General features: G+C 73.3%; 23 protein-coding genes. 11 read left to right on the top strand and 12 right to left on the bottom strand.

Annotation, left to right across the window (positions count from 1 at the left end; all coding sequences use genetic code 11):
* Positions 1 to 119: 119 nt before the first annotated feature.
* Entirely contained in the window at positions 120 to 1,463 is a 1,344-nt protein-coding gene (locus AC3YO9_RS13935; protein WP_127782022.1) for an MFS transporter, read from the bottom strand.
* 52 nt (positions 1,464 to 1,515) lie between these two features.
* Positions 1,516 to 2,160 (bottom strand): pyridoxamine 5'-phosphate oxidase, encoded by a 645-nt coding sequence (gene pdxH, locus AC3YO9_RS13930; protein WP_489984062.1) that lies wholly within the window; start codon positions 2,158 to 2,160, stop codon positions 1,516 to 1,518.
* Positions 2,161 to 2,354: 194 nt separating this feature from the next.
* Here pdxH and AC3YO9_RS13925 point away from each other — a divergent pair, with 194 nt between their 5' ends.
* From AC3YO9_RS13925 to AC3YO9_RS13910, 4 genes are all read left to right on the top strand, one after another.
* Positions 2,355 to 3,476 (top strand): citrate synthase 2, encoded by a 1,122-nt coding sequence (locus AC3YO9_RS13925; RefSeq protein WP_127782021.1) that lies wholly within the window; start codon positions 2,355 to 2,357, stop codon positions 3,474 to 3,476.
* Between the two features lie 76 nt (positions 3,477 to 3,552).
* Positions 3,553 to 4,677 carry a phosphoserine transaminase gene (serC, locus tag AC3YO9_RS13920; protein WP_489983581.1) on the top strand — a complete coding sequence of 375 codons (1,125 nt, stop codon included), beginning with the start codon at positions 3,553 to 3,555 and terminating at the stop codon, positions 4,675 to 4,677.
* A gap of 113 nt (positions 4,678 to 4,790) precedes the next feature.
* Positions 4,791 to 5,672 (top strand): septation protein SepH, encoded by an 882-nt coding sequence (gene sepH / locus AC3YO9_RS13915; protein WP_489984061.1) that lies wholly within the window; start codon positions 4,791 to 4,793, stop codon positions 5,670 to 5,672.
* Between the two features lie 47 nt (positions 5,673 to 5,719).
* Complete coding sequence (locus AC3YO9_RS13910; protein ID WP_489983580.1) at positions 5,720 to 8,185, top strand: HAD-IC family P-type ATPase; 2,466 nt, start codon at positions 5,720 to 5,722, stop codon at positions 8,183 to 8,185.
* 4 nt (positions 8,186 to 8,189) lie between these two features.
* Here the strand turns inward: AC3YO9_RS13910 and AC3YO9_RS13905 are convergent, their stop codons facing one another.
* On the bottom strand, positions 8,190 to 8,690 hold the full coding sequence (locus tag AC3YO9_RS13905; protein WP_489983579.1) for a DUF2537 domain-containing protein: 501 nt from the start codon (positions 8,688 to 8,690) through the stop codon (positions 8,190 to 8,192).
* Positions 8,687 to 9,493: a TrmH family RNA methyltransferase gene (locus AC3YO9_RS13900; RefSeq protein ID WP_489983578.1), complete on the bottom strand. Its 807-nt coding sequence runs from the start codon at positions 9,491 to 9,493 to the stop codon at positions 8,687 to 8,689. The genes AC3YO9_RS13905 and AC3YO9_RS13900 overlap by 4 nt, the downstream gene beginning before the upstream one ends.
* Positions 9,494 to 9,574: 81 nt before the next feature.
* Between AC3YO9_RS13900 and AC3YO9_RS13895 the strand changes: the two genes are divergently transcribed.
* Complete coding sequence (locus AC3YO9_RS13895) at positions 9,575 to 11,071, top strand: glutamate-cysteine ligase family protein (RefSeq protein WP_489983577.1); 1,497 nt, start codon at positions 9,575 to 9,577, stop codon at positions 11,069 to 11,071.
* A 1-nt stretch (position 11,072) separates the two neighbouring features.
* On the opposite strand, the gene AC3YO9_RS13890 is transcribed toward AC3YO9_RS13895, so the two are convergent.
* Together AC3YO9_RS13890 and AC3YO9_RS13885 are read right to left on the bottom strand one after the other, a co-directional pair.
* Complete coding sequence (locus AC3YO9_RS13890; RefSeq protein ID WP_489983576.1) at positions 11,073 to 11,981, bottom strand: universal stress protein; 909 nt, start codon at positions 11,979 to 11,981, stop codon at positions 11,073 to 11,075.
* A 44-nt stretch (positions 11,982 to 12,025) separates the two neighbouring features.
* Complete coding sequence (locus AC3YO9_RS13885; protein WP_127782015.1) at positions 12,026 to 12,460, bottom strand: MarR family winged helix-turn-helix transcriptional regulator; 435 nt, start codon at positions 12,458 to 12,460, stop codon at positions 12,026 to 12,028.
* A gap of 51 nt (positions 12,461 to 12,511) precedes the next feature.
* Here AC3YO9_RS13885 and AC3YO9_RS13880 point away from each other — a divergent pair, with 51 nt between their 5' ends.
* Positions 12,512 to 12,772 (top strand): DUF2530 domain-containing protein, encoded by a 261-nt coding sequence (locus AC3YO9_RS13880; RefSeq protein WP_127782014.1) that lies wholly within the window; start codon positions 12,512 to 12,514, stop codon positions 12,770 to 12,772.
* On the opposite strand, the gene AC3YO9_RS13875 is transcribed toward AC3YO9_RS13880, so the two are convergent.
* The 3 genes from AC3YO9_RS13875 to AC3YO9_RS13865 are packed head-to-tail and all read right to left on the bottom strand — an operon-like array spanning position 12,769 to position 17,191.
* A complete protein-coding gene (locus AC3YO9_RS13875; RefSeq protein ID WP_489983575.1) occupies positions 12,769 to 13,443 on the bottom strand; it encodes a phosphatase PAP2 family protein in 675 nt (224 codons plus the stop codon). The two genes, AC3YO9_RS13880 and AC3YO9_RS13875, sit on opposite strands and share 4 nt — an antisense overlap.
* Positions 13,440 to 16,214: a sacsin N-terminal ATP-binding-like domain-containing protein gene (locus AC3YO9_RS13870; RefSeq protein WP_489983574.1), complete on the bottom strand. Its 2,775-nt coding sequence runs from the start codon at positions 16,212 to 16,214 to the stop codon at positions 13,440 to 13,442. Before AC3YO9_RS13870 ends, AC3YO9_RS13875 begins: the two co-directional genes overlap by 4 nt.
* A gap of 26 nt (positions 16,215 to 16,240) precedes the next feature.
* Positions 16,241 to 17,191, bottom strand: coding sequence for a DUF3027 domain-containing protein (locus AC3YO9_RS13865; protein WP_489983573.1), 951 nt, complete (start codon positions 17,189 to 17,191; stop codon positions 16,241 to 16,243).
* Positions 17,192 to 17,258: 67 nt separating this feature from the next.
* Here AC3YO9_RS13865 and AC3YO9_RS13860 point away from each other — a divergent pair, with 67 nt between their 5' ends.
* The 3 genes from AC3YO9_RS13860 (at position 17,259) to AC3YO9_RS13850 (ending at position 20,540) form a co-directional block, all read left to right on the top strand.
* Complete coding sequence (locus tag AC3YO9_RS13860; RefSeq protein WP_489983572.1) at positions 17,259 to 18,080, top strand: glutaminyl-peptide cyclotransferase; 822 nt, start codon at positions 17,259 to 17,261, stop codon at positions 18,078 to 18,080.
* A gap of 201 nt (positions 18,081 to 18,281) precedes the next feature.
* On the top strand, positions 18,282 to 20,036 hold the full coding sequence (locus tag AC3YO9_RS13855) for an MFS transporter (protein ID WP_489984060.1): 1,755 nt from the start codon (positions 18,282 to 18,284) through the stop codon (positions 20,034 to 20,036).
* Positions 20,037 to 20,057: 21 nt separating this feature from the next.
* Positions 20,058 to 20,540 (top strand): DUF2771 domain-containing protein, encoded by a 483-nt coding sequence (locus tag AC3YO9_RS13850; protein WP_127782011.1) that lies wholly within the window; start codon positions 20,058 to 20,060, stop codon positions 20,538 to 20,540.
* On the opposite strand, the gene AC3YO9_RS13845 is transcribed toward AC3YO9_RS13850, so the two are convergent.
* A complete protein-coding gene (locus AC3YO9_RS13845) occupies positions 20,537 to 20,941 on the bottom strand; it encodes a cold-shock protein (RefSeq protein ID WP_489984059.1) in 405 nt (134 codons plus the stop codon). The genes AC3YO9_RS13850 and AC3YO9_RS13845 overlap by 4 nt on opposite strands.
* A gap of 153 nt (positions 20,942 to 21,094) precedes the next feature.
* On the opposite strand from AC3YO9_RS13845, the gene AC3YO9_RS13840 reads away from it, so the two are divergent.
* Complete coding sequence (locus tag AC3YO9_RS13840) at positions 21,095 to 21,319, top strand: hypothetical protein (protein WP_489983571.1); 225 nt, start codon at positions 21,095 to 21,097, stop codon at positions 21,317 to 21,319.
* A 9-nt stretch (positions 21,320 to 21,328) separates the two neighbouring features.
* Here the strand turns inward: AC3YO9_RS13840 and AC3YO9_RS13835 are convergent, their stop codons facing one another.
* Positions 21,329 to 23,005: an AMP-binding protein gene (locus AC3YO9_RS13835; RefSeq protein ID WP_489983570.1), complete on the bottom strand. Its 1,677-nt coding sequence runs from the start codon at positions 23,003 to 23,005 to the stop codon at positions 21,329 to 21,331.
* Positions 23,006 to 23,390: 385 nt separating this feature from the next.
* On the opposite strand from AC3YO9_RS13835, the gene AC3YO9_RS13830 reads away from it, so the two are divergent.
* Positions 23,391 to 23,771 (top strand): YccF domain-containing protein, encoded by a 381-nt coding sequence (locus AC3YO9_RS13830; protein ID WP_489983569.1) that lies wholly within the window; start codon positions 23,391 to 23,393, stop codon positions 23,769 to 23,771.
* 105 nt (positions 23,772 to 23,876) lie between these two features.
* Here AC3YO9_RS13830 and AC3YO9_RS13825 read toward each other — a convergent pair whose 3' ends face one another.
* The gene (locus tag AC3YO9_RS13825) at positions 23,877 to 24,638 is read right to left on the bottom strand and encodes an HAD-IIA family hydrolase (RefSeq protein ID WP_127784616.1); all 762 of its coding nucleotides are present in this window, start codon (positions 24,636 to 24,638) and stop codon (positions 23,877 to 23,879) included.
* Positions 24,639 to 24,723: the final 85 nt, after the last annotated feature.

Below are 24,723 nucleotides of genomic sequence, written 5' to 3'. Positions count from 1 at the left end.
AGGGCTACCTCTCCGACTCAGTCGTCCCACCCCGACCCCGGCGCCTCGTGGGCGCAGCGACGAACGGCATGAGCACAGGGCTCTTCAGCGACGGACTCAACCTAGCGCCTGTACCCGCCTCATGGCAGCGGGAGCCCACTCGGCGGGGGAGGCTGTGCCGGTGCCGGTGCCGGCTCGGGCAGCCCGCTGCGGGCGGGGGTGCGCACGTGGTGGACCTCCACGCGGTAGCGGACGAAGGCAGGCAGCGCGAGCACCGCGACCACGGTGCAGACCACCACCAGCAGACCGCCCCCGGCCGCCGCGGCGGTCGTGCCCACCGCCACCGCCGCCGCGCCGTGCGCGGCGTCGCCCAGCCGCGGCCCGCCGGCCACCACCACGGTGAACACCCCCTGCAGCCGTCCACGCACCTCGTCGGTGGCCGCCTGCTGCAGCATGGTGGAGCGGTAGACCGCCGAGACCATGTCGGCCGCGCCGCCCAGCGCCAGGAAGCCCACCGCCAGCACCAGCCAGCCCGGACCGAGGGCGGCGACGAGGCCGAAGCCGGTCATCGCCAGGCCCCACACCATGATGGACACCACCACCGCCACACCCTGGCGCTGCACCCGTGGCAGCCAGCCGGAGAACACCCCGCCCAGCACCGCGCCGAGGGAGATGCCGGCGAACAGCAGGCCCAGCGCGGGGCCGCCGTCGGTGGGGTCGCCGAAGCTCTCCTGGGCCATCTGCGGGAACAGCGCCCGTGGCATGCCGAAGACCATGGCGATGATGTCGACCACGAACGAGGCCAGCAGCACCTTGTGCCCGGCCAGGTAGCGGAAGCCCTCGAGCACCTCCCGCAGCCCGGCCCGGCGCGCGGTGCCGGTCGGGGGGATGCGCGGCAGGCGCCACACCGCCCACAGCGTGGCCAGCAGGAACACCGAGTCCACCAGGTACAGCGTGGCCAGGCTGACGAACGGCAGCGCCACCCCGGCCAGCACCGGGCCTGCGATGGAGCCGAGCTGGAACACCGTCATGTTCAGCGCGTTCGCCGCAGGCAGCTGTTCGGGGGGCAGCAGCCGCGGGATGAGCGCGCTGCGGGTGGGCGAGTTGATCGCGAAGAACGCCTGCTGCACCGCGAGCAGACCCAGCACCAGCCAGACGTTGTCCACGCCCAGCAGCGCCTGCAGCCAGAAGCCGAGCGAGGTGAGGCCGATGCCGGCGGAGCTGACCAGCAGCAGGGTGCGCCGGTCGAGCACGTCGGCCAGCGCCCCGCCCCACAGCCCGAACACCACCAGCGGCACCAGCGCGAAGAGGCCGATCAGCCCGACGTAGGCCGAGGAGCCGGTGAGCTGGAAGACCTGCAGCGGCACCGCCACCACGGTCAGCTGGGCGCCGACCACGGTGACCACCCCGCTGACCCAGAGCCGGCGGTAGGCAGGCGTGCGCAGCGGGGTGGTGTCGGCCAGCGCGCCGCGCAGGCCGAGCACTACCGCACCTCCCGCAGGAGCTGGCCGCCCGCCGCTGCCCGGCGGGGCCCGCTCAAGGCTGCAGACGTTCGAGCAGCCACTCCCGGGTGGTGGGGGTGAAGCGGAACTGCAGCCGGTCGTGCAGCCGGTCGCGCTGGCCCTGCCAGAACTCCACGTGGTCGGCGACGATGCGGATGCCGCCCCAGTGCGGGGGCACCGGGACCTGCTCGTGGTCGGCGTAGCGCCGCGTCACCTCCGCGAGCGCGTCCTCCAGCACCTGCCGCGACCCGGCGACGGCCGACTGCACCGAGGCCCAGGCCCCCAGCTGCGAGCCGCGGGGCCGGGTGGCCCAGTAGGCGGCGGTCTCCTCCTCGGAGACGTGCTCGGTGATCCCCCGCACGTGCACCTGCCGCTGCAGCGCGAACATCGGGAAGGTGGCGCTGGCGTAGGGCATCTCGCCCAGCTGGTGGGCCTTGGCCGACGTGCGGTTGGTGTAGAAGACCACGCCGCGCTCGTCCAGGCCCTTGCACAGCACGGTGCGGCTGGACGGGCGGCCCTCGGAGTCGGTGGTGGCCAGCACCATCGCGTTGGGCTCCACCACGCCGGCGTCAGCAGCCTCGCCCAACCAGCGGCCGAGCTGCTCGTACCAGGTGTCGGCGATGGTCTTCTCGTCCAGCTCGGGCACCTGCATCGTCTCCGTGTCGTATGCAATCCGCATGCTCGCCAGGTCCGGGACGACGTCGAGCCCCTCACCCGGTTCCACGGCGCAGACGGTACGCCGGACCGACCGCGCCGACGGTGCCAGGATCCCGACGTTGCACACTTACCTCGTACCAGGGCAGGGTGAGCCACGCCGCGACACGCGCGTGGTGACAGATATTGCAGTGCGACGACCAGGAGGCTTCAGCGGACATGGCAGATTCAGGGCTACCGGAGGGCTTCTCCGAGGGTCTGGAGGGCGTCGTCGCCTTCACCACCCAGATCGCCGAGCCAGACAAGGACGGCGGCGCGCTGCGCTACCGCGGGGTGGACATCGAGGACCTCGCGGGCAAGGTCACCTTCGGCAACGTGTGGGCCCTGCTGGTCGACGGCCGCTTCGGCCCCGGCCTGCCGCCGGCGGAGCCGTTCCCGCTGCCCATCCACACCGGTGACGTCCGGGTGGACGTGCAGGCCGCGCTGGCCATGCTCGCCCCCATCTGGGGCTACGCACCGCTGCTGGACATCGACGAGGCCACCGCGCGCGACGACCTCGCCCGGGCCTCGGTCATGGCGCTGTCCTACGTCGCCCAGTCCGCCCGCGGGATCTACCAGCCGGCCGTGCCGCAGAAGGTCATCGACGAGTGCTCCACCGTCACCGAGCGCTTCATGACGCGCTGGCGCGGCGACCCGGACCCCAAGCACGTCAAGGCCATCGACGCCTACTGGGTATCGGCTGCCGAGCACGGCATGAACGCCTCCACCTTCACCGCCCGGGTGATCGCCTCCACCGGTGCCGACGTGGCCGCGGCCATGTCCGGCGCCATCGGCGCGATGAGCGGCCCGCTGCACGGCGGCGCCCCCGCCCGCGTGCTGCCCATGGTCGCCGAGACCGAGCGCACCGGTGACCCCGTCGGTCTGGTCAAGGGGATCCTGGACCGCAAGGAGAAGCTGATGGGCTTCGGCCACCGGGTCTACCGGGCCGAGGACCCCCGCGCCCGCGTGCTGCGGCGCACCGCCAAGGAGCTCGACGCCCCGCGCTACGAGGCCGCCGCCGCACTGGAGCAGGCTGCGCTCACCGAGCTGCGCGAGCGCCGTCCGGACCGTCCCATCGAGACCAACGTGGAGTTCTGGGCCGCCGTGATCCTGGACTTCGCCGAGGTACCCGCGCACATGATGCCGGCGATGTTCACCGCCGGGCGCACCGCCGGCTGGGCCGCGCACATCATGGAGCAGAAGCGCCTGGGCAAGCTGGTCCGCCCGGCCGCCTACTACGCCGGTCCCGCGCCGCGCCGTCCCGAGGACGTCGAGGGCTGGAACGAGATCTCGCACGCGTGAGCACCCGACACCGGGCGGGCGCCGCACTGCCCGCCCGGTGCGGGGCACCCCTCGGGGAGCCTGCGAGAATGACCACATGACGACACCGGCCATCACCATCCCCGCTGACCTGCTCCCGTCCGACGGCCGCTTCGGCTGCGGTCCCTCCAAGGTCCGCCCGGAGCAGCTGGACGCCCTCGTCGCCGCCGGCAGGACGGTGATGGGCACCAGCCACCGTCAGAAGCCGGTCAAGGACGTGGTGAAGCGGGTCCGCGGCGGTCTGCGCGAGCTGTTCTCCCTGCCCGAGGGCTACGAGGTGGTGCTGGGCAACGGTGGCACCACGGCCTTCTGGGACGCGATGGCCTTCGGCCTGGTCCGGGAGCGCACGCTGAACCTGGTCAACGGCGAGTTCAGCGGCAAGTTCGCCGGCGTGGTCAAGGGTGCGCCGTTCCTGGGCGACCCGGTGGTGGTCAACGCGGAGCCGGGCACCGCCGCCGAGCCCGTCGCCGACCCCTCCTGCGACGTCATCGGCTGGGCGCACAACGAGACCTCCACCGGCGTGATGACCCCGGTGCAGCGCCCCGCGGGCTCCGAGGGTGCGCTGGTGGCCATCGACGCCACCTCCGGTGCCGGTGGGCTGCCGGTGGACGTCCGCGACACCGACGTCTACTACTTCGCCCCGCAGAAGTCCTTCGCCTCCGACGGCGGGCTGTGGCTGGCCCTGATGAGCCCCGCCGCCCTGGAGCGCGTGGCCGAGATCGCCGCCACCGACCGCTGGTCGCCGGAGTCGCTGTCGCTCACCACCGCGCTGGACAACAGCGTCAAGGAGCAGACCTACAACACCCCGGCGGTGGCCACGCTGCTGATGCTGGCCGAGCAGGTGGAGTGGATGAACGGCAACGGCGGGCTGGACTGGTGCGTCTCGCGCACCACCGACTCCTCCTCGCGGCTCTACGACTGGGCCGAGGCCAGCTCCTACGCCACCCCGTTCGTCGCCGAGCCCGCGCACCGCTCGCTGGTGGTGGGCACCATCGACTTCAGCGACGACGTCGACGCAGCCGCCGTGGCGAAGGTGCTGCGCGCCAACGGTGTTGTGGACACCGAGCCGTACCGCAAGCTGGGCCGCAACCAGCTGCGCGTGGGCATGTTCCCGGCCATCGAGCCCGATGACGTGCAGGCGCTGACCGCCTGCATCGACCACGTCGTCGGCAAGCTCGGCTGAGCCGGCTGTAGCACAACCGGTTTCGCCGCCCGAGGCGTGTTGGGTGCCCGGACCTCTGCACGGGTGAATTACACTCGTGTCGTTAACCCTTGCAGAGGCTCCAGGAGGCCGACGTGCGCGCACTTCGAGTAATCGGTCTAGAGGCCGACGGAAAGTCCCTGGTCTGCGAGGACACCGAGAGCCAGGAGAAGTTCAGCCTGGTGGTGGACGACAAGCTCCGGGCCGCCGCCCGCGGTGAGCTGACCCCGCAGGGCAAGGCGGACACCGACCGCCAGAGCCAGCTGCGCCCCCGCGACATCCAGACCCGCATCCGCGCTGGCGCCACCCTGGAGGAGGTCGCCTCCGCCGCCGGCGTCCCGGTCTCGCGCATCGAGCGCTTCGCCTACCCCGTGCTGCTGGAGCGCTCCCGCGCCGCCGAGGTCGCCCAGGAGGGCCACCCCGTGCGCCCGGACGGCCCCGCCGTGCTCACCCTGGTGGAGATCGTCGCCGACGCGATGCAGCAGCGCGGTCAGGACCTGGCCAACGCCACCTGGGACGCCTGGCGCGGCGAGGACTCCCGCTGGGTGGTGCAGCTGCGCTGGACCACCGGCCGCTCCGACAACCGGGCGCACTGGCGCTTCCAGCCGGGTGCGCACGGTGGCACCATCGTCGCCCTGGACGACCCGGCCGCGGACCTGATCGACCCGAACCCCACGCGTCCGCTGCGCACCATCCCGACGGTCTCCGAGGCCGCCGAGGCCGTGGCCGAGCCGGCGGTCAAGCCCGTCGCCGACCCCGCCCCCGCCCCGACCGCCGAGGTCACGGTGGAGGTGGACGTCGAGGTGGAGCAGGCTCCTGAGCAGCCCGCCCAGGAGCAGGCGCCGGCCGAGCCGGTGGCCGAGCGCGCCCCGCGCCCCAAGCAGAGCAAGGCCGCCACGTCGCGCAAGGACCGCCAGAAGGCGGCCGTGCCGTCCTGGGAGGACGTCCTGCTGGGCGTCCGCAGCCAGCGCGGCTAGCACCGCCGGTGCGTGATGCCCGCTCGAGGGCGACCTAGGCTGCAACCATGTCTACCGAGCGGCCTGTGCTGCCCCCTCAGGCCCGCGGAGCCACCCCGCCCCGGGGGCTCAGCATCGAGCAGGTGGCCGAGCGGGTCAGCGCCGGGCAGACCAACGACGTCCCGCTGACCGGTGGCCGCACCGTCGGCCAGATCGTCCGCTCCAACGTCTTCACCCGCATCAACGCGATCTACGCGGTGCTGCTGGCCATCATCCTGTCCACCGGGCACTTCCTGGACGGGCTGTTCGGCTTCCTGCTGATCGTCAACAGCAGCGTCGGCATCGTCCAGGAGATCCGCGCCAAGCGCACCCTGGACCGCCTGGCCATCGTGGGCGCGGCCCATCCCCGGGTGCGCCGCGACGGCACCAGCGCCGAGCTGACCGCCACCGAGGTGGTCCTGGACGACATCATCGAGGTCTCCGCCGGCGACCAGATCGTGGTGGACGGCGTCACCGTCGAGGCGGGCGCGCTCGAGGTGGACGAGTCGATGCTCACCGGCGAGTCCGACCCGGTGGCCAAGAACCCCGGTGACGAGCTGATGTCCGGCAGCTTCGTGGTGTCCGGCTCCGGCGCCTACCAGGCCACCAAGGTCGGCCGGGACGCCTACGCCGCCCGCCTGGCCGAGGAGGCCAGCAAGTTCACCCTGGTCAGGTCCGAGCTGCGCAGCGGCATCGACAAGATCCTCAAGTTCATCACCTACCTGCTCGTCCCCACCGGCGCGCTGACCATCTACAACCAGCTCAGCGGTGACCAGGACCTGCCGGACGCCCTGGTGGGCATGGTGGCGGCCCTGGTGCCGATGGTGCCCGAGGGCCTGGTGCTGATGACCTCCATCGCCTTCGCCGTCGGCGTGGTGCGGCTGGGCCAGCGGCAGTGCCTGGTGCAGGAGCTGCCCGCCATCGAGGGCCTGGCCCGGGTGGACGTGGTGTGCGCGGACAAGACCGGCACGCTCACCGAGGTGGGCATGCGGCTGTCCGAGCTGCGCGTGCTCGGCGGCGCGGACCGGGCCACCGTGGAAGCCGCGCTGGGGGCACTGTTCCACGCCGACCCGCGGCCCAACCTGAGCCTGGCCGCCATCGGTGAGGCCTTCCCCACCGACCCGGGCTGGACGGTGCAGGCGCTCGCCCCGTTCTCCTCGGCCCGCAAGTGGAGCGGCAACAGCTTCGGCCCGGACCAGCGCTGCAGCGACGGCCACTGGCTGCTCGGCGCCCCGGACGTGCTGCTCGACCCGGACAGCCCCGCCGCGGCCGAGGCCGAGCAGGTGGGCGCCCAGGGCCTGCGCGTGCTGCTGCTGGCCCGCAGCGACCGGCGGGTGGACGCCCCCGACGCCCCCGGCGTGGTCACCCCCTGCGCCCTGGTGGTGCTGCAGCAGCGGGTGCGCGACGACGCGCGCGCCACCCTGGAGTTCTTCCACGCCCAGGACGTCACCGTGAAGGTGATCTCCGGCGACAACGCCGTCTCGGTCGGTGCGGTGGCGTCCTCGCTGGGCCTGGTCGACCCCCACGGACCGGTGGACGCCCGCGAGCTCACCGACGACCCGCACGCCCTGCAGGAGCTCGCCGACCGCACCACCACCTTCGGCCGGGTCAACCCGCCGCAGAAGCGGGCGCTGGTGCGGGCGCTGCAGGACTCCGGGCACACCGTGGCGATGACCGGCGACGGCGTCAACGACGTGCTCGCGCTCAAGGACGCCGACATCGGGGTGGCGATGGGCTCGGGCAGCTCCGCCGCCCGCTCGGTCGCCCAGATCGTGCTGCTGGACAACAAGTTCGCCACCTTGCCCTACGTGGTCGCCGAGGGCCGGCGGGTGATCGGCAACATCGAGCGGGTCTCCAACCTGTTCCTCACCAAGACCGTCTACTCGGTGCTGCTGGCGCTGCTGGTCGGACTGGCCCAGGTGCCCTACCCCTTCATTCCCCGCCACGTCACCATCGCCGCCTGGTTCACCATCGGCATCCCGGCGTTCGTGCTGTCGCTGGCGCCCAACCACGAGCGGGCCCGCAGCGGGTTCGTCCGCCGGGTGATGCGCCTGGCCGTGCCCTCGGGCGTGGTCGTCGGCGTCGCGACCTTCGTCTCCTACCTGCTGGTCTACCAGGGCCAGGGCGCCACCCCCGAGCAGGTCACCCAGCAGTCCACCACCGCGCTGATCACGCTGATCACCGTGGGCCTGTGGGTGCTGGTGCTGGTGGCCCGGCCGTTCGCCTGGTGGAAGGCGGTGCTGGTGGGGGCGATGTGCGGACTGGTGGTGCTGGTCTTCGCGCTGCCGCTGGGCCGGCGCTTCTTCGTCCTGGACCCCTCGAACGTGGCGTGGACGACCACCGGGCTGGTCTGCGGAGCGGTGGGGATCGTGGCGGTGACGCTGACTTGGTGGCTGGCCAACCGCTGGGCCGCCACCCACGACGACCAGGACCCCGCCCACGGTGGGTCGCACGGCGGTACCCACGCCGAGGCCGCCCCGCTGCCGGTGTCCTGACTGCTCAGGACAGGGTGCTCAGCGCCAGCCCCACCCAGGCGACGCCCGCACCGACCAGCACGCCCAGCACACCCCAGCGCCACACCGGCACCGTCCGGAACAGCCACAGCGACGGCAGCAGGCCGCCGACCACCACCAGATTGGCCGCCACCACGAGCAGCGGGTGGACGGTGGCCAGGCCCGCGCTCATCGCGCCCAGCGCCACTGCCGCCACCACCGCCACGAAGGCGGCCACGGTGAGGCCGGTGCCCCACGGGGTCGGCTCCGGCGGTCGGAACAGCCGCACCTCGTCGCCGTCCACCACCGCCAGCTCCAGCCCACCACCCACCGCGTGCCGGGCGGCCAGCTGCTCGGCGCGCCGACGCACGATGCCGCGGGCCTCCCCGCGCGCGTCCTCCAGCGCCCGGCTGACCACGGCCCACTCCGCCAGGTCGGCGGGCAGCCCGGGTGCCAGCTCGCCGGCGGGGTCCTCCACCCCACCGCCGACGCGGAGGACGACGGTCACCGCACCCGCTCGTAGAAGGCCATCGCTGCGGCGGTGGCCACGTTGAGCGAGTCGGTGCCCGGCGCCATCGGGATGCGCGCCCGCACGTCGGTGGCCCGCATGGCGTGCTCGGTCAGCCCCGGGCCCTCGGCGCCGAGCAGCACCGCCACCTTCTCCCCCGTCATGGCCTGCGACAGCGGCAGCGCCGTGGGGTCCGGGGTGAGCGAGATGAGCTGGAAGCCCTGCTGGCGCAGCGCGTCCAGCCCCCGGGGCCAGTCCGGCACCCTGGCGAAGGGCACCCGCAGCACGTGGCCCATGGACACCCGCACGGAGCGGCGGTAGAGCGGGTCGGCGCAGCGGTCGCCGAAGAGCACCGCGTCCACCCCGAGGCCGGCGGCGTTGCGGAACATCGAGCCGAGGTTCTCGTGGTCGTTGACTCCCTCGAGCACCGCCACGGTGCGGGCCTCGGCGAGCACCTCGTCCAGCCCGAGCGCGGGCGGGCGGTCGGCGGAGATCAGCACCCCGCGGTTGAGGTGGAAGCCGACCACCTCGGCCATCACCTCGGCGGTGGTGAGGACGAAGGGCACGTCCACTCCAGCCAGGTCGTCGGCCAGCTCGTCCAGGCGGCGCTGCACCCCCAGCAGGGCGCGCGGCCGGAAGCGGGAGCCCAGCAGCCGCTGGGCCACCAGCACGCCCTCCCCGATGACCAGCCCCTTGCCCGAGGGCAGGTCCGGACGCCGGTCGGAGGAGTTGAGCTCACGGAAGTCGTCGAACACGGGAGCCGACGGGTCGTCACACTCGATGATCACAGCCACCGCGGGCATCTTTCCGTTGCCACCCTGCCGCACGACGGGCGACCCCGGCATGGCACCGTTGCGCTCCGGCACCGCGATCCGGGAGGACAGATGGGCGAGGACGTCACGCACCGCAAGTTCACCCGCGGGGACCGCGCACGCTTCCGCGCCAAGGCGCAGGACTGCCTGGACGCGCTCACCACCATGCTCGCCGACGGTGCGTTCGAGCCCGGCGAGCCGCAGCTGGGCATGGAGGTCGAGCTGAACCTGGTGGACGAGCACATGCAGCCGGCGATGGCCAACGCCGAGGTGCTCACCGCCATCGCCGACCCGGACTTCCAGACCGAGCTGGGCCAGTTCAACATCGAGATCAACGTGGCACCGCGCCCGTTCCCACGGGACGAGACGCTGAGCCTGGAGCAGGACCTGCGGGCGTCGCTGAACGCCGCCGACGCCAAGGCGCGCGAGCAGGGCAGCCAGCTGGTGATGGTGGGGATGCTGCCCACCCTGCGCCAGGAGCACTTCCACAGCCAGTGGCTGTCCAAGAACCCCCGCTACGACCTGCTGAACGAGCAGATCTTCGCCGCCCGCGGCGAGGACATCGAGCTGGACATCGAGGGTGTGGCCATGCCCGGGGCGGCGCGGCCGGAGCGGCTGCGGGTGAGCACCGACACCATCCTGCCCGAGGCGGCGTGCACGTCGGTGCAGCTGCACCTGCAGGTGGAGCCGGACGCCTTCGCCGCGCACTGGAACGCCGCCCAGTGCCTGTCCGGCGTGCAGGTGGCGCTGGCGGCGAACTCGCCGTTCCTGGCCGAGACGGCGCTGTGGCACGAGAGCCGGGTGCCGGTGTTCGAGCAGGCCACCGACACCCGATCGCCGGAGCTGCGCATCCAGGGGGTGCGCCCGCGGGTGTGGTTCGGCGAGCGCTGGATCACCTCCATCTTCGACCTGTTCGAGGAGAACGCCCGCTACTTCCCCGCGCTGCTGCCGGTGTGCTCCGAGCAGGACCCGCAGGCCGAGCTCGCTGCCGGGCGGGTGCCGGAGCTGCACGAGCTGAAGATGCACAACGGCACCGTGTACCGGTGGAACCGCCCGGTGTACGACACCGTCAACGGCGAGCCTCACCTGCGGATCGAGAACCGGGTGCTGCCGGCGGGGCCCAGCGTGCTGGACACCATGGCCGACGCCGCCTTCTACTACGGCACGCTGCGGGCGCTGGCCAACGACGAGCGTCCGCTGTGGACGCAGATGTCCTTCGACGCCGCCACCGAGAACCTGCACGCCGGCGCCAGGGACGGGCTGGGCGCCAAGCTGTACTGGCCCGACGCCGGCTGGATGAGCGTGAGCGAGCTGGTGCTGCGCAAGCTGCTGCCGCTGGCGCACGAGGGTCTCACCGCCTACGGGTTGTCCCAGCGCGCCATCGACCGCTACCTCGGGGTGATCGAGGGTCGCTGCGTGACCGGCCGCAACGGCGCGGTGTGGCAGCGCGAGCGAGTGGCGCAGCTGCAGCGCCAGGGCGCCGACCGGCGCAGCGCCCTCACCCAGATGCTGCACGACTACACCGAGGGGATGCACGCCGACCAGGCCGTGCACACCTGGGCGCTCTAGCTCAGCGGCGGTTGCGCACGATCATCAGCGGGCACTCCGCGGAGTGCAGCAGCGCGGTGCTGGTGGAGCCCAGCAGCAGCCCCCGGAAGCCCCCGCGGCCCCTCGAGCCCACCACCAGCAGCTGCGCACCCTCCGAGCAGGCGAGCAGGTGCCGCACCGGGCGGTCCTGCACCACCACCCGCTGCACCACCACGTCCGGGTAGCGATCGGTGAAGCCGGCCAGCGACTCCGCCAGCGCAGCCTTCTCCGCCGACTCGATCGACTCCCACGGCAGACCGCGGTCGGGGGTGGCCGGGCGCAGCGACTGGTCGCTCCAGGCGTGCACCGCGACCAGCTCCGCCCCCCGCAGGGACGCCTCCTCGAACGCGATGGCCAGGGCCGGCTCGCTCGCCGCGGAGCCGTCCACGCCGACCACCACCGCGCCCTCGCCCTCGCCCTCGCCCTCGCCCTCGCCCGAGACTGCGGGCGCCACGTCCGTGTCGTGCAGGATCACCACCGGACACTCGGCGTGGTGGGAGACCGCCGAGCTCACCGACCCGACCAGGCCGCTGGTGAGCTCACCGAGCCCGCGGGCCCCGACCACCACCATCCGGGCGCCGATGGAGAGCTCCACCAGCGCCTCGGCGGGCGCACCGGCCACCAGCTGCTTGTCCAGGCTGACGGGCTCGCCCGCCACCGAGCGCACCAGCTGCTCCGCCGCCTCCAGCTTCCGCCGGGCCTCGGCCACCTGGTCGTCGAAGAACCACTGGGGCATGCCGATCCCGCCGTAGGCGGCCATCGACACCGTCCACGCCGAGACCAGCACCAGCGGGGCGTGGTGCAGCTGGGCGGCCTCCGCCGCCCAGCGCACGGCCCGGTCTGATGCCGGCGATCCGTCGACGCCCACCACGATGCTGGGGTTAGCTGCCACCACTACCTCCTGTCCGCGCTGCACCGGTCGGTGACCGGCTCAGCTCACTCCTCGCTGCCGACCATCTGCTCGATGATGTCGGAGGCCTCGCGCAGGACGCGGCGCTGCGCCCCGGTCAGCTCGGACAGCCGGCTGTCCAGCCAGGCCTCCCGCGCGTTGATCTCCGCCTGCAGGTACTCCACACCGGGCTCGAGCACGCTGACGATCACCTGTCGGCCGTCGGTGGGGTGGGGCTTGCGCCCGATGAAGCTGAGGTCTTCCAGCACCGAGATGATCCGGGTCATCGACGGCGGCTGCACCCGCTCCTTGGCGGCCAGCGCGCCAGGAGTCATGGGTCCGTACACGTGCAAGGTGGACAACGCGGAGATGTGGGTGAGGCTGACCCGAGAGTCGGTGCGCTGGGCGCGGAGCCTCCGGTTGAGACGCAGCACGGACAACCGGAGATCGCTGGCGAGCTGGCTGTCGCGCTCCTCGGTCATGGGCACACAGTAGCGGTGATCACACCGGGGAGGCTGTGGTTACATGCACCGGTGCCCCACCACCCACCCGCCGCTCCCCCGCTGCCCCGACGGCTGGCCGACCCCCGGCCGGTGATCGCCGTGGGCACCGCCGCCTGGGTGGTGGCCCTGGTCGTGGTGCTCGTCCGTGCCGCCACCGGACACACCAACAGCATGGTCATCGCCACCTGCGCGGTGGGCGCCGCGCTGGGCGTGCTGGGCTACGGCGTCTTCTACTGGCAGCGCCGGGCGGTGCGCAGCGGCAGCCGCGGCAGCCAGCAAGGGCTGTCCTAGGGGCGGGTGCCGCTCGCGGCAGCGCCGATCACCGCTGCACTGGGCCTGCTCGTCCGCACCCAGCCCGCCACTAGCAGGCAGAGCGTGGCCCAGGCCGCGCCGATGAGCCACCCGCCCAGCACGTCCGTCGTCCAGTGCACGGCCAGGTACAGCCGGGACGCCCCGATGAGCGCCAGGTAGACCGCCGCGCCGATCCCGGCCACGGTGCGCAGCAGCACGGAGCGGGTGCAGGTGACCACCAGCACCACCACCAGGTAGGCCGCCACCATGGAGCCCAGCGCGTGCCCGGACGGGAACGACAGCGAGTGCAGCACGTTCAGCCGGGTGTCCAGCGGCGGGCGCTGCCGGTCGAACAACCGCTTGAGTCCCACCACCAGCACCACCGCACCCAAGCCGGTGACCACGGCCTGCCCGGCCAGCACCCACCAGCGCCGCAGCGCCGCGAACCCCGCCACCGCGGTCACCACCACCGTGGCCGCGATGGTGCCCCCGAGCTTGGTGACGGTGTCGAAGAAGGTGGTGGCGCCGGGGCTGCGGTGGTCCAGGGCGAAGCGCAGCACGGGGCTGTCGACGTCGCTGAGCCCGCTGCCGGTGAGCACGCTGAGGACCACCACCGCCGCCGCACCGAGCAGGGCCAGCAGGACCGCGACGCGCACGTCCAGGCGGCTCATCGGGAGTGCAGCAGCGCGTGCACCACGCCGCTGTCCTGGGCGTGCAGCACCTCCGCGTCGTCCACCCACCAGTCCACCCGGTGCGCCTGCTCCCCCACCTGCACGCGCAGCTGCTCGTGCAGCACCACCACGCCCTCGGGCACCGGGACTGCCAGGGCTGCGCAGGCCAGGACGGCCGGGGCCAGGCTCGCCCACGGGCGGGGCTGGCCGGCGGAGCGCACGTGGCCGGCGTGGCGCTCGGAGGCCAGCGGCAGGTCCAGGACGTCGGCCAGGTCCGCGGCGAGCTCGCCGGTCGGCCCCAGGACCACGGTGTCGGCCGGGCACACCTGCACCAGCCAGGGCTGGTCGAGCACCGCGGCCCCGGCACCGTCGACCACCGTGCCGCTGAGCGCGCGCACCCGCTCCGGCGGGTCCAGCTCGTCCAGCTCCACCGCCCCCGTGCGCACAGCCGTGGCCAGGGCCGAGTGGGCACCGGCCACCACCGCCACGCTGGGCTGCCGCGAGGGGTCAGCCAGGCGCCGCAGCAGCAGCGCGGCCAGCTCGGTGGAGGTGACCTCGGCGCCGGCCAGCACCGCCGCGGGCAGCGCCGGCAGCGGCGCGGGGTCCAGCAGACCAGCGAAGGTCGCGTCGTCGTGGTGGCGCCAGCACTCCAGCGGTACCCCGTCGAGCTCGGCGTGCCGGCGCAGCCACCAGGCGGTGTAGCCGCCGGGCTGGCGCAGCGCGGCCAGCGTCTCCGGCTCGGCGCACAGCAGGGTGAGCGCCTGCTCCCACCGGGCGGGGTCCACCAGGTCGAGGTCGCGCACGGCGAGCACGGTGGCCGGCTCGGGGTCGCAGCCGTCCCACCAGCGCTGCTCGTCGTCCAGGTCGTGGTCGGGCCCGGCAGGGTCGTCGTCGGCGAGGACGGCGAAGCCGTGACCCACGCCCACTGCCTGCAGCAGCCGGGGCCCGTGCTCGTCGACCACCCGCTGGGCGACCGTGGTGAACGGCGCATCGGCGGCCAGCACCGCTGCCAGCGGCGCGTCGGGCAGCAGCAGCTCGTCGGCCGGGCGCAGCTCACCGTCGACGTCGGGCAGCAGCAGCTCGCCGAGCCAGCGGTGCTCCCCCGGGCTCACCCCGGCGGCGTCCACCAGACCCAGCACCGCGGTGGCCAGCTCGGCGGCGGCCAGCGGGTCGTCCGGGTCGGCCTCGCGGACCACCTCCTGCAGCAGCTCGTCGGCCAGCAGCTCGCCGGGTCCGGCGGGCACGGCGCCGAGGCGGCGCAGCAGCGGGTGCGCCGCGTCAGGGTGCACCACCCGGATGCCGGGCACCGCCAGCGGCACCTCGGCCAGGATGGTGCTGCGCGGGCCCAGCACGGTGCGGCCGTCCACCAGCGGGACCGGCAGGCCGGCCAGCTCGTCGGCGGCGCGCTGATCGAGCACCAGCGGCTCCAGGGCGGCGTAGAGACGGTGCCACCACCCTGGCTCGCGGTGCACTGTGGACAGCTCCTCGGCCAGCGTCGCCAGCCCGGTGCGCGGCACCCCGAGGGCGACCAGCGCCGGGGCGTGCACGGCGGCGGACAGCTCGGCGTCGAGCAGCCCGGGCAGCACGTCGGCCAGCAGCGCGGTCAGCTCCGGGCCCGCCACGTCGAGCACCTGGGCGGCCCGGGGTGCCACCAGCCGGCGGGGACTCTCCTGCGCCGCGCCGTCCGGCCCAGCGTCCTCGGCCAGCGCGGCAGGCAGCCACGCGGCGTCGCGCAGCGCGGCCACGACCTCCTCGCGCAGCTGGGCGTCCACCGCACTGCGGGGAAAGCCCGGCAGCGGCACCAGCCGGGTGCGCTCCTCCGGCGGCACCGCGGCCACCAGCCGCGGGTAGGTGCCGGCCACCGGGCCCAGCGAGGTGCCGGGCAGCACCCGCCGCCGGTCCGGCTGCAGCGGCACGTCGGTGATGAGCATCGCGGGCAGCGACAGCTCCTCGTCGGTGGCGGTGGGGGCGTGCAGCACGTCGTCGCCCAGCGCGACCACCGCACCGTCCGCGCCCAGCCGGGCCAGCCACCGCACGGGGGTCACGGCACCGTCCGCAGGAGCGGCAGCATCGACGCACCACCAGCGCTGCGAGCCGACGGTCAGCTCGCGCAGCCCGGGGCCGAGCTCGCGCTCGGTGCGGTGCACCACCTCACCGTCCACCGAGATGCGCTGCAGCGCGGGCAGCGCCAGCAGCAGCTGCGGGGCCTGCAGCAGGAAGTCGGTGAGCAGGGCGGCGCCGTCCACGCCCTCGCGCAGCGGCAGCACCACCTCGGTGGCGGCGCCGGCGGGCGGCTGCTCGGCCACCGGCCAGGCCAGGCGGAGTACCGGCACCTCGGTGAGCCCGAGCTCGGCACGGGTGCGGGCAGCGGAGAACGCCACCGAGCCGGTGGTGGAGAGCAGCCGCGGCTCCTCGCTGACGGCGAGCACCGCGGTGAAGCCGACGCCGTAGCGTCCCACCCCGCTGGTCTTGCCCGAGGCCCGCAGGGCCGCCAGCGCCTGCACGCCGGAGAGCTCCAGCGGCTGTCCGGTGTTGGCCACCCGCAGCTCGCCATCGACGAGGCGGACGGTCAGCTCACCGGGCACCCCGGCCCGCGCCGCCGCGTCGGCGGCGTTCTGCGCAAGCTCGGTGAGCACCCGGTCGCGGTACCCCCCGCGCACCAGGTCGGCCTCGGTTGCCGTGTCCTCGCGCAGCCGGGTGGGTGAGCGCCGCCAGGCCTGCAGCACCGCGGCCCGCAGCTCAGCCAGACCGAACGGGTCGTCGGCCGACACTGCTGGTTCCGGAGTGCTCCGGGGGCTCACTCGCCCCGCGACGCCGAGTCAGGCTCCGGCGTCGGGGTGATCTCCTCGGACGGCTGGGCAACCCCGGCCTCGGGTGCTGCGGCGTCCGACACTGGGCTGTCCGACACTGGGCTGTCCGGTACTGGGCTGTCACCGGCGGGGCGGGTGGGCACGTCCACCAGCTCCAGGGCGGAGTCGTCGTAGACCACCTCCGAGACCGGGGTGGGCGAGAGGTCGACCACCACGGTGTCGGAGTGCGCGCCACAGCCGAACTCCGCGTGCACCACCTGGCCGTCGGCGGACATCTCGTTGCCGCACACCCCGAACGCTGCCCCCAGCGAGCCGGCGACGGGAAGGTAGTAGCCACAGGTGCCGCAGTGCAGCGGGACCACGGCGGCGCCGGGACCGTGCGGGCCGTCGTACCAGCGCTCCGCCGCGTCCAGCCGGCCCTCCAGGCTCATCACCTGGCGGCGGCCGAGCCCCACCTCGGTGGCCAGCGCCTCCACCGCGGGGTCGTCGCTGTAGAGGTAGCCCGGCACCAGGCGCGGGTCGTTCTCCGGCGGGGGCAGCAGGTCGCCGCTGCCCAGGTCACCGGCCTGGATGCGCTCCTCCCACGGCAGCCACTCCGGGGAGACCAGGGCGTCCGGGCCGGGCAGCAGCACGATCTCGCTGATGGTGACGTGGTCGGAGTCTGGCGCGGCGGCCACCACCACGGCCCACTCCCAGCCGCGGTAGCCCTTCAGCTCGGCGGCGAAGCGGTGGGTGGCGGCGCAGCCCTCGCTGTCCGGCTCGGCGTGCACCCCCAGGTGCGCACCGACCTCGCCCTCGTCGAGCTCCACGGCTGCGGCCCTGGCCAGCTCGACGGCCGCGGCGAGCACGGCACGCACCGGCTGCTCGTCGGCCGCCTGCGGCGACGCGTGCTGCTGGTCGACGGAGCTCGGGTCAGGGATGGTGCTGGTGCTGCTCACACCCCAATTGTGCCGCATCGTCTCAACCTCCTCCGCACGACCGATCCCGGACCGGCATGATGAGGCGATGTCCAGCTCGCTGCGCACCGTCGTGGCCGTGTGCTGCCTGCTGCTCACGGTGGCCGGGTGCGCCGGCCCAGCACCCGACCAGCTCGCTGCCGGCGGCGCGGGGCCGGCCCCCGAGCAGCTGCGCGTCGAGGTGCTCAGCACCCGGGCGCACGACCCGTCGGCGTTCACCCAGGGCCTGGAGGTGGCGGGCGGCCAGCTCTACGAGGGGACCGGGCTCGCCGGCCGCTCCCGGGTGACCCGCAGCGACCTGGCCACCGGCACCGAGCTGGCCTCCGCCGCCCTGCCGGCCGACCTGTTCGGCGAGGGCCTCACCGTGGTGGGCGACACCGTCTGGCAGCTGACCTGGCAGGACGGGGTGGCCCTGCGCCGGGACGCCACGACGCTTGCCGAGACGGGCCGGGCCAGCTACACCGGGGAAGGCTGGGGCTTGTGCCACCAGGACGGCCACCCGGACGGCGTGCTGGTGATGAGCGACGGCACCGACACGCTCACCTTCCGCGACCCCACCACCTTCGCCCCCACCGGGTCGGTGTCGGTGCGGCTGCAGGGGGCGCCGCTCACCCAGCTCAACGAGCTGGAGTGCGTGGCCGGCGCCGTGTGGGCCAACGTCTGGCAGACCGACCGGATCGTGCGGATCGATCCCGCGACCGGCACGGTGACCGCCGTGGTGGACGCCGCGGGGCTGCTCGACCGCTCCCAGGCACCCGGCGCCGACGTGCTGAACGGCATCGCCGCTGTGGGAGATCGCTTCCTGATCACCGGAAAGCTGTGGCCCACGACGTACGAAGTCCGTTTCGTCCCAGTTGCCGACGCGCCCTGAGCGGCGCACCCCCCTGGGCTCGCGCCAGGCGTCCGCCGTTGCGGCAGAATCAACCTCGTGACTGCTCATGGTGATGACACTGCCTCTCGTGGTGGCGCACAGGCACGGCGTGGCTGGAGCGCCGGCCGCAAGCAGTCCGCTGCCGGCGGCACCGAGCCGGCCGACGCCACCGTGCCCCTGAACCCGCGCCGGCGCGCCCGGATGGGCATCCGCCGCCCACAGGCCCGCCCCGACCGCACGCCACAGCCGGAACCCACCCCGCAGCCGGAACCCACCGCCGGCGTGGCGCCCCTCTTCCCGGCACCTGCCCACCCCGCGCCGGGGAACCTGGCGCCCAGCGAGGTGACGCCGCACGGCGTGGCGACGGAGCTGCCCGCCCCGACCGGCTACCGCCCGCCGGCACCGCTGCCCGAGCACCACCCCGGCCACGGGCACGGAGGCGACGGGCACAACGGGCACAACGAGCCGCCCACGGAGCGCTACCCCCTGCAGGCCCCGCCGACCCCGCGGCTGGCGCCGGAGGACGTCGCCACCCGCGAGCTCGAGAGCCCGGTCGGCCGCGCCACCACCCGCCAGGCGCCACGCAAGCTCACCGTCACCCGGGTGGCGGCCATGCGCAGTAAGCAGCTCACCCGCGACGGCATCCGGCAGTTCCACCGCGCCGCCAGCGCCGACGGCGCGGACAAGTCCGGGCTCACCTCGCTGACCTACGCCTCCATGGCCAACTACGCCTCGGACGCGGCGATCGCCGTCGCGCTGGCCAACACCCTGTTCTTCGCCGCCGCCACCGGGGAGAGCAAGGGCAAGGTGGCGCTGTACCTGCTCATCACGGTGGCCCCGTTCGCGGTGATCGCACCGCTGATCGGCCCGGCGCTGGACCGCATCCAGCGGGGCCGACGGCTGGCGCTGGCCGGCTCGTTCGTCGGCCGCGCCGTGCTCGCGGTGATCATGGCGCTGAACTTCAACAGCTGGCAGCTCTACCCCGCGGCGCTGGGCGTGCTGGTGTTCAGCAAGTCCTTCGGGGTGCTCAAGTCCTCCGTCATGCCCAGGGTGCTGCCACCCGGCATCAGCCTGGTCAAGAGCAACTCGCGGCTCACCGTGTTCGGCCTGGTCGGCACCATCGTGGTGGGCGGCATCGCCGGGGCCTGGGCCAGCGTGTTCGGCTCGGGCGGAGCCCTGTGGTTCAGCGCCGCGGTCATGCTCGTCGGCGCCTGGCTGTGCATGCGGATACCCAAGTGGGTGGAGGTCACCGAGGGCGAGGTGCGTACCTCGCTCGTCTACACCCACGCCGACGAGCGCGCGGAACGCTCGCCCAAGCGCCAGGGCAAGGCGGCCAAGCAGCCGCTGAGCAGCCTGGTGCTGGCCAGCCTGTGGGGCACCGGCAGCACCAGGGTGCTCACCGGGTTCATCACCCTGTACATCGCCTTCGTGGCCAAGGCCACCGCCGAGGGCGGGCTGATGTACGCGACCACCCTGGGCGCGGTGGGCGCCGGCGCCGGGCTGGGCAACTTCCTCGGCAACGCCATCGGGGCACGGATGACGCTGGGCAAGCCGGACGTGGTGATCATCTGGTGCGCGTCGGCGACGCTGGCCATGTGCGTGGTGGCCGCGCTGCTCCCCGGCCTGCCCACCGCCGCGCTGGCCACCCTGGTGGGAGCGACGGGCAGCGCGCTGGCCAAGGTGTCCCTGGACGCCACCATGCAGCGCGACCTGCCCGAGGAGGCCCGCGCCTCGGCGTTCGGTCGCTCGGAGACCGTGCTGCAGCTGTCCTGGGTGCTCGGCGGCGCGCTCGGCGTGCTGCTGCCGCCCAACTACTGGGTGGGCTTCACCGTCATCTCCGTGCTGCTGGCGCTGGGCACCACGCAGGCAGCCCTCACCCGCAATGGCCGCACCCTGCTGCCGGGACTCGGTGGCGACCGTCCCAGCCGCACCCCGACTGCTGCATCGGTGGCCTGAGCGCTCCCCTATCCTCAAGCGGTGCTGACACGCAACGGACGGCTGGTCGCGGCAGGGCTAGGAGTGCTGGCGGTGGTGGCCGCAGGCTGCTCGTCAGACCCGCACCTGCCCGAGATCACCTTCTTCGCCGACGGCGACACGGTGGCCACCGGCCCCACCACCTACTGCTCGCTGGACTTCACCGAGTGCCGCACCGGCAGCACCGCCGAGCTCCCGGTGCGGGTGGGCTCCCCGCTGCAGGTGTCACTGCCCACCGACATCGGTGACGCGCCCTGGCGGCTGCTGACCACCTACCGCACGCCGGCCGGTGCGGACGAGATCACCCAGCAGTACTTCCGGCCCGGCGAGCGCCTGGCCGTGACGGTGACCCCGCCCGACCCGTCGGCCCAGCTGACCGGCGTGGAGGTCCAGCTGCCGTCCGGGGCCACTGACGCGGACGGCAACCCGATCGCCCGCGCGACGTGGTCGGTGCGGACCGACCCCACGCCGGTCTCGGCGAGCTAGCTGTCCAGCTCGCGCGCCACCGCCCGGACCACCTCGGAGATGCGGTGCGCCGTCTTGCGGTCGGGGTAGCGCCCCTTGCGCAGGCTGGGCTGCACGGTGGCCTCGAGCATCGTGATCATGTCCTCGACCATCCCGTGCAGCTCGTCCGGCGTGTGCCGCTTCGCCGGGGCTGCCGGGGCCTGCTGCTTGATCGACGGCGTGGGCTCGACGATCTTCAGGCTGAGCGCCTGGGGTCCGCGCCGACCCGAGGCCATGCCGAACTCCACCTTCTGGCCTGCCTTCAGCGACTCGACGCCCTCGGGCAGCGCGGACGAGCGGACGTAGACGTCCTCGCCCTGCTCCTGGGAGAGAAAGCCGAAGCCCTTCTCCGCGTCGTACCACTTCACCTTGCCGGTTGGCACCCTGCTCACCTGTCCATCATTCGGTCGCAACTCCTGGGTCGCACCTCTAGCACGACGAACGCGCCCCTTGTCCGACTAGGGCGCGTTCGGTCCAGGATACCGGCCCAGGCCCGCGGCGGCACCACCATCAACCGGTCGCGCTACCGTGGGCGCGTGTCTCCCACCCCCGCCGGCACCACCCACGGCCGCTCCCGCCTGTTCACCACCGGCCTCGTCCTGTTCGCGCTGGGGGTGCTGGGCGTCCTCGCCATCTTCCTGAGCCGGCCGGTCGCCGACGTCGACCCGCCGCTGGCGCTGTACCTGATCGGCATGCTGGTGCCGGTGGGCCTGTTCCTCTCCGTGTTCTCCGCCTTCCGCGAGGGCCGCCGCACCCGCTGAGGCCCGCCCTCACGAGCCGGCGCGCCCCAGCAGCGCGGCGGACTGCTCGCGCATCTCCACCTTGCGCACCTTGCCGGTGACGGTCATCGGGAACTCCTCCACCACGTGCACGTAGCGGGGGATCTTGTAGTGGGCCAGGTGTCCGCTGCAGAACTCCCGCACGCTCTCCGCGGTGAGCGCGGGTGCGCCGGTGCGCAGCTGCACCCACACCATCAGCTCCTCGCCGTAGCGCTCGTCGGGCACGCCGATCACCTGGGCGTCGCGGATGTCGGGGTGGGTGTGCAGGAACTCCTCCACCTCGCGCGGGTACACGTTCTCCCCGCCGCGGATCACCATGTCCTTGATGCGGCCGGTGATCTGCAGGTAGCCGTCGTCGTCCATCACCGCCAGGTCGCCGGTGTGCATCCAGCCCTGCTCGTCCACCGCCTCGGCCGTGCGAGCCCGGTCGTCCCAGTAGCCGAGCATCACGCTGTAGCCGCGGGTGCACAGCTCGCCGGTCTCCCCGCGGGGCAGCACGTCACCGGTGGCGGGGTCGACCACCTGCACCTGCAGGTGCGGGCCCACCCGCCCCACCGTCTGCACCCGCCGCCGCGGGGAGTCGTCGGAGCGGGTCTGGGTGGACACCGGGGAGGTCTCGGTCATGCCGTAGCAGATGGACACCTCGGCCATGTGCATCCGATCGATCACCTGGCGCATCACCTCGGCCGGGCAGGGCGAGCCGGCCATGATGCCGGTGCGCAGCGAGGACAGGTCGTGCGCGGCGAAGTCGGGCAGGGACAGCTCGGCGATGAACATCGTCGGCACCCCGTAGAGGCTGGTGCACCGCTCCGCGGCCACCGCGGCGAGGGTCGCGGCGGGGTCGAAGCCCTCCGCGGGGATCACCATCGCCGCCCCGTGGCTGGTGCAGGCCAGGTTGCCCATCACCATCCCGAAGCAGTGGTAGAAGGGCACCGGGATGCAGACCCGGTCCCGCTCGCTGTAGTGGCAGAGCTCGCCCACCAGGTAGCCGTTGTTGAGGATGTTGCGGTGGCTGAGCGTGGCGCCCTTGGGGAAGCCGGTGGTGCCGGAGGTGTACTGGATGTTGATCGGGTCGTCCGGGTGCAGTCCCACCGCCACCGCTGCCACGGCCGCGTCGTCCCGGCCGCCTGCGGCGAGCGCGTCCCACGCGGGGGTGTCCAGCAGCACCACCTGCTCCAGCGCCACGCACCGTGGGGCCACCTCAGCGAGCATGGCGGCGTAGTCGGCGGCGCGGAAGCGCGGTGCGGCCACCACCAGGCGGATGCCGGCCTGGTCGAGGACGTACTCCAGCTCGTGCACCCGGTAGGCGGGGTTGACGTTGACCAGGATCGCGCCGACCTCGGCGGCGGCGTACTGGACGAGCGTCCACTCCGGACGGTTGGGCGACCAGATGCCGACTCGGTCGCCCACCGCGACGCCGGCCCGCAGCATCCCGGCGGCCAGCTCCAGCACCGCCGCGTGCAGCTCGTCGTAGCTCCACCGTCGGCCGGTGGGCACGTCCACCAGGGCGTCCCTGCTGCCGTGCCTGCGCACGGTGTCGGCGAGGTTGGCGCCGATGGTCGTGCTCAGCAGCGCCGGCGTGTCGGGTCCGCGCGCGAACGACGGCGCACCCGTTCCTGCTGGCTGCGCCACCCCTGGACCTGACCCCTGCTGCCGTTCCACCGGCATCCCCCTGCCCGCTGCACCCCTGCCGCCGCGCCGCGGCTGGCGGCGCCTGGTGCCATCGTGCCCGAACAGGCGGCTGCCGGGGAGACGCAGAACGCCCCGGCCGTGTGGCCGGGGCGTTCTCGTGGTTGCTGGTGGTTCTGGGTCAGTCGTCCCAGGGACCGAGATCTGATTCAGGCACTGTTGTTCCTCTCGAGCTGGCCGTCTCGACACACTTGTGGAGACGGTCTGTGACTTTCCTACTGCTTGGGGATGTCCCGCGGAGCAAGAACCGGGCGCGTGACGCGCTCTCGGGCAGCCGCTAGGTGGGCTGCTGCACCAACCGTACAGCACGGTGCGGCAAAGGGGAAGAAGGAGGGAAGAACGGACATCCGCCTACTCTGGTGGCATGAGGCTGCTGCTCAACATCATCTGGCTCGTGTTCGGTGGGATCTGGCTGGCCCTGGGCTACGTCCTGGCGGGAGCGATCTGCTGCGTGCTCATCGTGACCATCCCGTTCGGCATCGCCTCGTTCCGCATCGCCGGCTACGCGCTGTGGCCCTTCGGCAGTGACGTGGTGCGCAAGCCGACCGCGGGCGTCGGCTCGGCCGTCGGCAACGTCATCTGGTTCGTCTTCGCCGGTTGGTGGCTCGCCATCGGGCACGTGCTCAGCGCCATCGCGATGGCGATCACCATCATCGGCATCCCGCTGGCCGTGGCCAACCTGAAGATGATCCCGATCTCGCTGACCCCGCTCGGCAAGGACATCGTGGCAGCGCCACGCAGGTGACGCTGTGGCGGCGCCACGCAGGTGAGCACAGTGGCGGCGCCACGCCGATAGACATCGTGGCGGCGCCACGCCGATAGACACAGTGGCGGCGCAGGTGAGCCCCGCTCAGCCGAAGGGGCGGGCGGTGTGGCCGACCAGGTCCGCCACGGAGTCCAGCACCAGCGTGGGCCGGTAGGGAAAGCGCTCCACGCTGGCGACGGTGGAGATTCCGGTCATCACCAGGATGGTCTGCAGCCCCGCCTCCAGGCCGGAGACGATGTCGGTGTCCATCCGGTCGCCGATCATCAGGGTGTTCGCCGAGTGCGCGCCCAGCCTGCGCAGCCCGCTGCGCATCATCAGCGGGTTGGGCTTGCCGACGTAGTACGGCTCGTGGCCGGTGGCACGGGTGATCAGCGCCGCCACCGCCCCGGTGGCGGGCAGCGAGCCCTCCCGCGAGGGGCCGGTGGCGTCGGGGTTGGTGGCGATGAACCGGGCGCCACGCTCCACCAGCCGGATGGCGGTGGTGATGGCCTCGAAGGAGTAGGTACGGGTCTCGCCCAGCACCACGTAGTCGGGGTCGCGGTCGGTGAGGACGTAGCCGACGTCGTGCAGCGCGGTGGTCAGGCCGGACTCCCCCACCACGTAGGCGCTGCCCCCGGGACGCTGGGAGTCCAGGAACGTCGCGGTGGCCAGGGCCGAGGTCCAGATCGACTCCTCGGGCACGTCCAGGCCGGTGACCAGCAGCCGGGCGCGCAGGTCGCGCGGGGTGCGGATGGAGTTGTTGGTGAGCACCAGGAACGGGTTGCCGGCGGCCTGCAGCTCGGAGAGGAACACGTCGGCGCCGGGGACGATGGTGTCCTCGTGCACCAGCACGCCGTCCATGTCCATCAGGTAGGTCCAGGCGGCGGCGGCGTCCTTGCTGGCCTCGGGATCGCTGGCGCTCGGGTCGGTGCTCACCGTCCCAGTCTGACCC

Source organism: Rhodococcus sp. Z6_132, assembly GCF_058133635.1.
Note: the sequence above shows the minus strand (reverse complement) of the source record. Positions and strands in the feature narration are given on the sequence as shown.